Genomic DNA, 8,163 nt, shown 5'->3' with positions numbered 1-8,163 from the left:
CCTTAGATGCGGGCGTATCTTCGCCCGCATCTAAGGCGGACGCCGCAGCTGCGAGTGCGGCGTCTACCTCGGCAGCCGGACCGGCGAGTGCCGGGTCCGGCGTGCCTTCGTTCGCGGTGCGCCACAGCGCTGCGAACGATTCTACATCGGCGGCGGCCGCTTCCCAGCGGCCCTGGCCGGCTTGGACGAGCGCGCTGCCGACCGGCGGCAGCAGCTCGTCCAGCACCGGCTCCGCCGCCGCGGCGAAGGCTGCCGGCCTGCCTGGCAGCAGCAGGAGCAGGCCGCCTAAGAGCGCGGCGGCCAGCATACGGCGCCACTTGTTATGTAACAACCATCCCATAGGGGTTACCCCTTCCGTTCAATGATATTCGTGATCATAAGCTTTAGCCAAGCAGCGTCTCCCCGATATATCCGCCCTCGCGGACACCCGGGAAGCAGGCAAAGACGGCACTGCCGGTATGGAGAATGTATTCATTCAGCATGTCGCTTTTGGCGAGGCGCTGCTGGATGCTGACGAACTGCTTCACCAGGTCCTTTTGGAAGCTGATGAACAGCAGACCGGCATCGAGCTGGCCGGTTTTGAGATTCATTCCGCTGGAGTATGAGTAGGAGCGGCGGAGAATCTTGACCGATCCGTCGCCATGCGACAGCGCACTGTGGGAATTCGGGGGAACAACCGGCTGTCCGGCCGCGTCCTTCGCCTCCAGATTAAGGTCGGCGAATTCGTCCTTGGCACCGATCGGCGCACCGCTCTGCCGGTACCGCCCGAAGGTATTTTCCTGATCGCTCAGCGGGGAGCGGTCCCATACCTCAACGCGCAGCTGTACGCGCCGTACGGCCATGTAGGTGCCGCCGTTCATCCAGGCAGGACCGTCGCCGCTGCCGCTCCAGACGATTTCCTGCATGGCGGCTGCATCCGTCACATCCGGATTGCCGGTACCGTCTTTGAAGCCCAGCAGATTGCGCGGCGTGCCGCCTTTGGGATCGGCGCCGGCGGTCCGCTGGAAGCCCTCCTGCGTCCAGCGCAGCACAGCAGTGCCGCGGGCGATGCGCGCCAGATTGCGGATGGCGTGGAATGCCACCTGCAGATCGTCGGCGCAGGCCTGCACGCAGAGATCGCCGCCGCACCACTGCGGCTCCAGCGCATCTCCTGCAAAAGCCGGAAGATCCGCAAGCGTAGACGGACGCTTCGAAGCCAGCCCGAAACGTCCGTCAAACAAGGCAGGTCCAACCCCAAAGGTAAGCGTACATTTGGAGGGAGTGAGCCCATCGGCTTCTCCGGTATCGGAAGGGGGCAGGTTGGGGTTGTCATTGAGGCTGCCGATCAGGCTGCCTGAAGTGAGCGCGGCGGAGGCAGCAGTCCATGCTTCCAGCAGCTGCTTCACTTCGGCAAGCTTGGTTGTCGTCAGATCAAAGGCCGCAAAAACGATGAAGTTCTGCGCAGGTGTCAGAATACCGCTCTGATGACTCCCGTAGAATGGGATGGTGTCAGCATTCGCAGCCTGTACTGCAGGGGCAGGCTCGGACGCCTTACGGGCAGCGATGATGCTGCCTGCACCGGTCCCGCCCAGCAGCAGCCCCAGGCCGCCGACGCCGGTAAGCCGCAGGATATCGCGGCGGCTTAATTTTTGATCCATTAATCCTTCACCCGGCTTCGTCACGGGTTTTGCAGATTTATCCTTTTTCATGCCGGTCACACTCCCAGAATAGTACCCATATTGGACAGCGGTTCAGCCAAAGCGTCCAGATTCTGGCTCAGCTTGCGGATCTCGTCTTCCTTCAGGGTTTCATAGGAGACATAACCGTCACCGGATTTGAAAGGAGCCAGTTCGTTTAGAAGCATGGTGAACCGTTCGCCGATTGTCTTCTCCAGTGCAGGGTCTTTTTTCGCCAGCTCCGGTTTGAGCAGCTCGTAGATTTTCTGTGCTCCCTCAACATTGGCTACAAAATCATACAGATCCGTATGGGAGTATCTTTCTTCCTCACCGGTAACTTTGGAGGAGGAGACCTCGTTCAGCAGGCCGACGGCTCCGGTAACGAGCAGCGTGGCATCGATATCGGTGGTTTCTACCTTGGCGCGCAGCAGCTGCGCATCCTTCAACAGCTGGTCGGCGACTTCAGACATCCCGTCAGTCGTCCCGTTTTGCCAGAGGGCCTGTTCAATCTTATGGAAGCCGCGCCAGTCAGCCGGATCTACATCATTTTCCCGGGCATCGATATTCGGATCCAGATCCCCCAGCGCTTCGGCAATCGGTTCGATCCGTTCATAGTGCATGCGTGAAGGGGCGTACAGCGCTTTGGCTTCCTCGAGCTGTCCGGCTTTTACAGCCGTGGTGAAGCTTTCGGTCATTTTGACGAACTCATCGCATTGCTCGATTACATAATTGCGGTATTGTTCAATAGCTGAGGTTAAATCGGCAGCAGCGGGTACGGTTGTTGAAGCGGGCGCATTGGCTGCACTACTGCTGCCAGCAGCAGCTGCCTCATTTCCCGAATTGTTGTTATTGCTGTTGTCATTGCTTGCACATCCGGTGAACAGAATGGAGGCAACGAGCAGCCCGGCGGGAACAGCGAAATTAAATTTCAAATTAGAACACCCCTTTGTTTATGTAAAAGATAGTAGAGCAACGTCCTCACGTGTAAATGATAATCGTTATCATTTATGCTGGATTTATCATAAATCCCTGCATAGGGGCTGTCAACAAAAAAATGTGACGTATATCACAAATACAATCCTGTCCTCTTCCAAAAAGGGATGTATTAGGTAATAACGCTGCGCTAGATTTGCAGACATAGGGTCGAAATCAAGGCTTGTACAAAGTGTCTCCTGTATAAATACAATGTTCCTCCATAAGAATACAAAACCCTTGAGGAATATGAGGTTATCATACAATGGTCACAAAATATTGTCTTTTTCCTGTGGACACCTCTTTCAAAATTACTTGGTTATGTTATAATGAAAGCGTAAACAAAACAGCTGTTGACTATAGATTTCATCGCTCAAGGAGGATGAACGTAATGCTGGAAGGACTTAAGGGACTTAAAAATTGGGTAGTAGGAATTTGGCAGCCGGGGATGACTTCCGGAGAGGAAGAGTATCTGAAGATGGAATACACCGTACAACGGCATCTGCATACGCCACAATCCCCAAGCCCGCTCACTTATGAAGAACAGGCCCGGATTAAGTCGGTCAAATACCATTAATCTTAGCGGCTTCAGATAAAGAAGGAATGAATAACTTAACCTGTAACCAAAGGCCGCAGGCCCGGAGGATGCTCCGGAGCTGCGGCCTTTTATTGGGTTTATCTTCGGTTTACTCCCTGCCGTCATCGCTTTTGTATTCCAGAATATCTCCGGGCTGACACTCTAAAGCCTTACAAATCGCTTCTAAAGTGGATAACCGGACCGCCTTTGCCTTGCCGTTTTTCAGAATAGAAAGGTTAGCCATCGTGATTCCAACCCGCTCCGAGAGCTCGGTTACGCTCATTTTCCGCTTTGCCAGCATCACATCAATATTGATTATAATCGCCATTATGTTCACCTCAGACCGTCAGATCAATTTCGGATTTTAGTTCGATGGCCTCTTTTAAAAGCCTTTGAAGCACTGCCGCAAACACTGCGATTACCATGGAGGCAAAAATCAGAATCAGTCCGATGACTATGATCCCGGGCGCATCGTCTTTCTCCGCCATTAGGTAGAAGAGAGGCAGGCCCAGTACAAACAAGCTGCTGATGGCAATCGCAGAGTATTTGATTCGCTTAAGAGCCTGCACCGATAATTCCGAGAACGCCTTGTGCTTGTCAATGTAGTCTAACAGCTTAAAGGTCTGATACAGGGCGAAGTAAAAGGGCAGCACCGTTGCATACAAATCGATCCATACGAGCACCTTCAAAAACCGATAATCCGGGTACAATTCAGCAGCAAACTCCCCAATTCCCGGTACCAGAAAGATGCATATCGCAAGTACCGGAATGCCAATCAGAATCACAGCCGCCTTCAAAAAAAGTGTTGTACCACGTTCCATACGTTCCATAATAAATCCCCCGCTTATTGTTGTGATTAATTCGAATTTAACACAAAATATATCGTTTTACAATAAAAAAGTGATGTTATTAAATATATTATTATTGTTAAATCATAATATATATACCTATACCAGTAATTTTCCGCAACAAAAAACCTCCCCTCATCCCGGAGGATAAGGGAAGGCATAAAGGTGTCACTTCTGAAGCACCTGCGGGCCGCTATTCCCGCTTCTTTCCGACTGCGCTCAGATAGATCACAAATTCTTCATCACCGTCTAATCTTAAAATTTCATCAATCAGCTTTTGATCATAGATTCCAATTGCGCATGCACCTGCACCGATGGATTCACTGGATAAATAAAGGTTTTGACATACATGACCAACATCGATGAGGATTTTTTTGTGGGCTGAAATATCATACTTCCATTCGGACCGGTAGGGTGTTGTACTCCATGCAAACAGTACAGCAGCCTTTTTGGCAAAGTTAGGGACAAAGGGCTGATCCAAAGTAACCGCATCAATCTTTTGTTCAAGCTCATCCAATTCAAACATAAATAAAAGCTTGTGTTCCACCGGAAGGTATCTGTAGATTCCCTGCTGAATGCCTTCTACCCGCATAATCATTAAATAGGTTTCAAAGGTGTGTGTCGCCCCGCTGCAGGGCACCGTTCGGAGCGTAAGACCAATCTTATTCATACCTGTGATCCCCTGGGTTGCCCATAATAAATAGGATAACTCCTCAAGACATAAAGTGTCCGCAGAATAAAACCGGGTACTTCTTCTCTGATCTATACAATTAAAAATGTTTTCGTTACTAACAACATCTTTGCTGACCTTTGGCAAATCGATAAGTACTGATTTCGGATCAAAGGGCTTAACAATTGGCGGCTGTGTTATTCCCTTGATCTTATCTGTTTTTATATGTTTGAATTCATGGAAATTAGATTTTAGAAATTGCCTTTGTTGTTCGAATCTTGTCATCACAAATCCTCCTGAGTTGCCTTAATAGCTTTAATTTATCATGTCAGAAATTTTTAACGGTGATCGAACTCACTATCCGCTCTTTTGGAGAGTAAACAAAAGAGCCTCCTCTCACCCCGAAGGATAAAAGAAGGCTTAAACGTGTCACTTCTGAAGAAAAGTCAGCTCTTATATTATTTATGAGATTTCAGTCTTCATTTCTCAGGAGTTACTGCTGAATGTATGGACTAAGCAGCTTCGCTTGTTCCGGGTCAAGTTTGCTTTTCAGCCTGATGCTTGTGATTTTCCATTCGCCGTTTTCCTTGGCTGCATCAATTGCGTAAATTACGGCGAACGGCGCCTGATTCTCAAGGAAGTTGCCGTTGGCATCAATAGGGAATACGTTCATTGTTATGTCCAGGCTCGCTGCAGGTCCATACAAGTCCGTTCCTTTGGCAGACGTTAATCTGGTGCCCGGCACAAGCGTTTCATTCAGATGAATCAGGTCCATCCATTGTTGAATAGCTGTAGTTGACGGAGACTGGCCGGTGAAGCTGTTCATATAAGCCTGAATATCCCGGTTATACTCAGCTACGGTCATATTGCGGATTAGCCCGTATACCCCGGTGTCTACTTTAGATTCTGCAACCGGAACAACCTCTGGCGTCCGGTAAGACGTAAAGCTTTGTATTTTCCACCCGCCTGTCCGTTTAATCAGGTTCACAGTATAAAAACTACGATGGGTAGACGCAGGACGCTCGCTCGGCAAGCCCTTATCGTCAACCCGCGATACAATCTCGGTCAGCTTAGCAGAGGCGCTTGAGCCGTTTAATTGTATCGTTGGAATACCCTCCATTGAGTAACGATACGATTGAGTGCTGAAGTAGTTCTCCAAGCTCTGCAGCGTTTCGGAGGTTTTATCCCAAGTATCAAGGTACCCTTGTCCGTCACCATTGCTTAAAGAATTAATATTCCGGGTAAGGACTGCTACAATTTGCGCTTTGTCGTCTTCCGGATTGGCTGCTGGAGGTGCGGCATTGGATACGGCTGTGGAAAGCCCCTTGGAGTCAATTGTGACAGTCTGGCTGGCTGTGTCCCATTTAACATCAGCGCGTAGCGCGTCAGCGACAAAACGCAACGGGATCATTGTGTTGCCGTTTATTGTTTGAGGAGAGGAATTAAGCTTGGTAGAATTTCCGTCAATAGATGCATCTGTGGAATTAACAGTAAGCGTGATAATGGAGACGCCTCTTGCCGCCGTAATCTGTTGTTTGGCTTGATTCCAATAGACTTTGGCTTGCAGCGTTTCAAAAATGGCCCGCATCGGTACAAGTACAGAGCCCTTCACATTTACCGGCATCACACTGTAATTCTGCTTGACTCCATCAATAATAACCGTAATATCCTTAGTGCCGGACCCGGCTTCTGCGCTCGTAGCCATCGCAGATATGAAACTTATGACCAATAAAAATGATAATAAGGGTTTCAAAATAATTCCCTCCCAAATGAACATTCATGCAATACCTGTTACATAGTACTGACAGAAACATACCTTATAAATGAATTATTTACCATGTTAGAACGCATATCATTCTGATATCTTTCCCGCGCCCATTTTAGGGCAACTACCGCACAATTAACATTCCGCATACATAATATGATTTGACTGTATCCCTTTACCTTGTTATACCAAACAAACCCGAGCAAGGAGGGGTGACACCATTGAAAGGGAACGAACATCACAGCAAATTTCTGTTGACGCACCGCGAGCGCGAAGTATTCGAGCTTCTTGTGCAAGACAAAACTACACGGGATATTGCCGGATTGTTATTCATCAGTGAAAAAACCGTCCGCAACCACATCTCCAATGTCATGCAAAAATTAAACGTAAAAGGCCGTTCGCAAGCGGTTGTCGAGCTGATCAAGCTTGGGGAGCTGAAAATATAGCTACCGTGCTTCAGAAGTGACACGTTTATGCCTTCTTTTATCCTTCGGGATGAGGGGAGGTTTTTTGTTGTTAGCGCTGGTCACTGCAGTGAAGGATGTTTCAGCTTCAGACAAGCTGAAGTGTAATGCTTTGCAAAATAAAAAACCGCCCTCCGGCGGCAAAAACACGTACTGTACCGGTCTGTCACGCCCTTTCGGTCACGCCAGTTTAGTCCGGTAAGCTGTTGCAGAACCAGTGTAGTATATGAAATGGATTCCATAGCAAGCTTTTTTTCATGAGCAGTTATTAAAGGCAGGTGTGGTAAAATAAAACCAGTACCATCCTATTCAGGAGGAAGCTTGCTGATGGCCAACATTAAAGAAATCGCCCGCATCGCCGGGGTTTCCGTAACGACTGTATCCCGTGTGCTTAATAATCATCCTTATGTCAGCGACAACAAAAGAGCCGCCGTGCTTAATACCATAGAGCAATTACACTACACCCGGAATATGAATGCCGTGCATCTGATTACCGGGCGTACCGGAGCCATTGCGGTAATTCTGCCGTATATTAATTTATACTACTTCTCGATTGTGATGGACGGGCTGGCCCATGAAGCGCTGAATGCACAGTACCGGCTGATTCTCTGCCAGAGCAATTATACAGCGGAGGAGGAGCTGAAGGTGCTTGAGATGCTGCGCAACAAGGAAATTGACGGCGTGGTCATCGTGTCTACGGCGCTCCAGCCGGAGGTGATCGAGAAATATACGGATTACGGTCCGATCATTACCTGCCAGGACAGCGGTGAACGGCGTTTCTCCTCGGTTTATATTGAGCATTATTCGGCTTTTTGGCATGGCCTGGAGTACTTGACCCGCAAAGGCTACCGCAAAATCGGGTACTGTGAGGGCAGGCAGAACGGCAGCAGCGCCTCCATCCGGCAGTACGCCTTCCGTACTTTTCTATCCGAGAATAACCTTCCCTTCCGGGAGGATTGGATGGTCTACGACTGCATGGCGGAGGAGGACGGAGCGGAGGTAGCACGTTCACTGCTGGACATGAAGGACCGGCCCGATGCGCTGATCATTACCGGTGATCATGTCGCCGCGGGCCTGATCATCGAGGCCCGCAAGCACGGGCTGCGCATCCCAGAGGATCTTGCGGTCATGGGCTTCGACAATCAGCCGATCGGCCGGCTGCTCGGCATCACCACCATCGACAACCATCTCTACGAGATGGGAGCCGCTGCC

The 8,163-nt window shown here is 49.8% G+C and carries 9 protein-coding genes and 1 pseudogene; 3 read left to right on the top strand and 7 right to left on the bottom strand.

Annotated features, from left to right (window positions below; all coding sequences use genetic code 11):
- The 3 genes and pseudogenes from AQR02_RS34795 to efeO form a co-directional block, all read right to left on the bottom strand.
- Positions 1-340, bottom strand: a pseudogene (locus AQR02_RS34795) (iron permease); the annotation flags it as partial.
- 43 nt (positions 341-383) lie between these two features.
- Positions 384-1,688 (bottom strand): iron uptake transporter deferrochelatase/peroxidase subunit, encoded by a 1,305-nt coding sequence (efeB, locus tag AQR02_RS23460; RefSeq protein WP_054942829.1) that lies wholly within the window; start codon positions 1,686-1,688, stop codon positions 384-386.
- A 5-nt stretch (positions 1,689-1,693) separates the two neighbouring features.
- The gene (gene efeO, locus AQR02_RS23455; protein WP_054942828.1) at positions 1,694-2,587 is read right to left on the bottom strand and encodes an iron uptake system protein EfeO; all 894 of its coding nucleotides are present in this window, start codon (positions 2,585-2,587) and stop codon (positions 1,694-1,696) included.
- 422 nt (positions 2,588-3,009) lie between these two features.
- Between efeO and AQR02_RS23450 the strand changes: the two genes are divergently transcribed.
- Positions 3,010-3,204: a hypothetical protein gene (locus tag AQR02_RS23450; protein ID WP_148449190.1), complete on the top strand. Its 195-nt coding sequence runs from the start codon at positions 3,010-3,012 to the stop codon at positions 3,202-3,204.
- 109 nt (positions 3,205-3,313) lie between these two features.
- Here AQR02_RS23450 and AQR02_RS23445 read toward each other — a convergent pair whose 3' ends face one another.
- The 4 genes from AQR02_RS23445 to AQR02_RS23430 form a co-directional block, all read right to left on the bottom strand.
- Positions 3,314-3,532, bottom strand: coding sequence for a helix-turn-helix domain-containing protein (locus tag AQR02_RS23445; protein WP_054942826.1), 219 nt, complete (start codon positions 3,530-3,532; stop codon positions 3,314-3,316).
- 10 nt (positions 3,533-3,542) lie between these two features.
- Positions 3,543-4,025 (bottom strand): DUF2975 domain-containing protein, encoded by a 483-nt coding sequence (locus AQR02_RS23440; protein WP_054942993.1) that lies wholly within the window; start codon positions 4,023-4,025, stop codon positions 3,543-3,545.
- Between the two features lie 220 nt (positions 4,026-4,245).
- On the bottom strand, positions 4,246-5,007 hold the full coding sequence (locus AQR02_RS23435) for a SagB/ThcOx family dehydrogenase (protein ID WP_054942825.1): 762 nt from the start codon (positions 5,005-5,007) through the stop codon (positions 4,246-4,248).
- Positions 5,008-5,215: 208 nt separating this feature from the next.
- Positions 5,216-6,475, bottom strand: a complete 1,260-nt coding sequence (locus AQR02_RS23430) for a copper amine oxidase N-terminal domain-containing protein (protein ID WP_054942824.1) — start codon at positions 6,473-6,475, stop codon at positions 5,216-5,218.
- Positions 6,476-6,708: 233 nt separating this feature from the next.
- Between AQR02_RS23430 and AQR02_RS23425 the strand changes: the two genes are divergently transcribed.
- Together AQR02_RS23425 and AQR02_RS23420 are read left to right on the top strand one after the other, a co-directional pair.
- The gene (locus tag AQR02_RS23425; protein ID WP_019908812.1) at positions 6,709-6,933 is read left to right on the top strand and encodes a helix-turn-helix domain-containing protein; all 225 of its coding nucleotides are present in this window, start codon (positions 6,709-6,711) and stop codon (positions 6,931-6,933) included.
- 345 nt (positions 6,934-7,278) lie between these two features.
- On the top strand, positions 7,279-8,163 hold an 885-nt coding region (locus AQR02_RS23420; RefSeq protein WP_082452046.1), incomplete at its 3' end, for a LacI family DNA-binding transcriptional regulator.

Origin of the sequence: Paenibacillus ihuae, from assembly GCF_001368795.1 — a bacterium.
Taxonomy (GTDB): domain Bacteria; phylum Bacillota; class Bacilli; order Paenibacillales; family Paenibacillaceae; genus Paenibacillus_AQ; species Paenibacillus_AQ ihuae.
Note: the sequence above shows the minus strand (reverse complement) of the source record. Positions and strands in the feature narration are given on the sequence as shown.

Bases quoted from the DNA above. Each gene is read 5' to 3' on its own strand.
- AQR02_RS23445 (WP_054942826.1), bottom strand. From the start codon at position 3,532: ATGGCGATTATAATCAATATTGATGTGATGCTGGCAAAGCGGAAAATG.
- efeB (WP_054942829.1), bottom strand. From the start codon at position 1,688: ATGAAAAAGGATAAATCTGCAAAACCCGTGACGAAGCCGGGTGAAGGA.
- AQR02_RS23440 (WP_054942993.1), bottom strand. From the start codon at position 4,025: ATGGAACGTGGTACAACACTTTTTTTGAAGGCGGCTGTGATTCTGATT.
- AQR02_RS23450 (WP_148449190.1), top strand. From the start codon at position 3,010: ATGAACGTAATGCTGGAAGGACTTAAGGGACTTAAAAATTGGGTAGTA.
- AQR02_RS23435 (WP_054942825.1), bottom strand. From the start codon at position 5,007: ATGACAAGATTCGAACAACAAAGGCAATTTCTAAAATCTAATTTCCAT.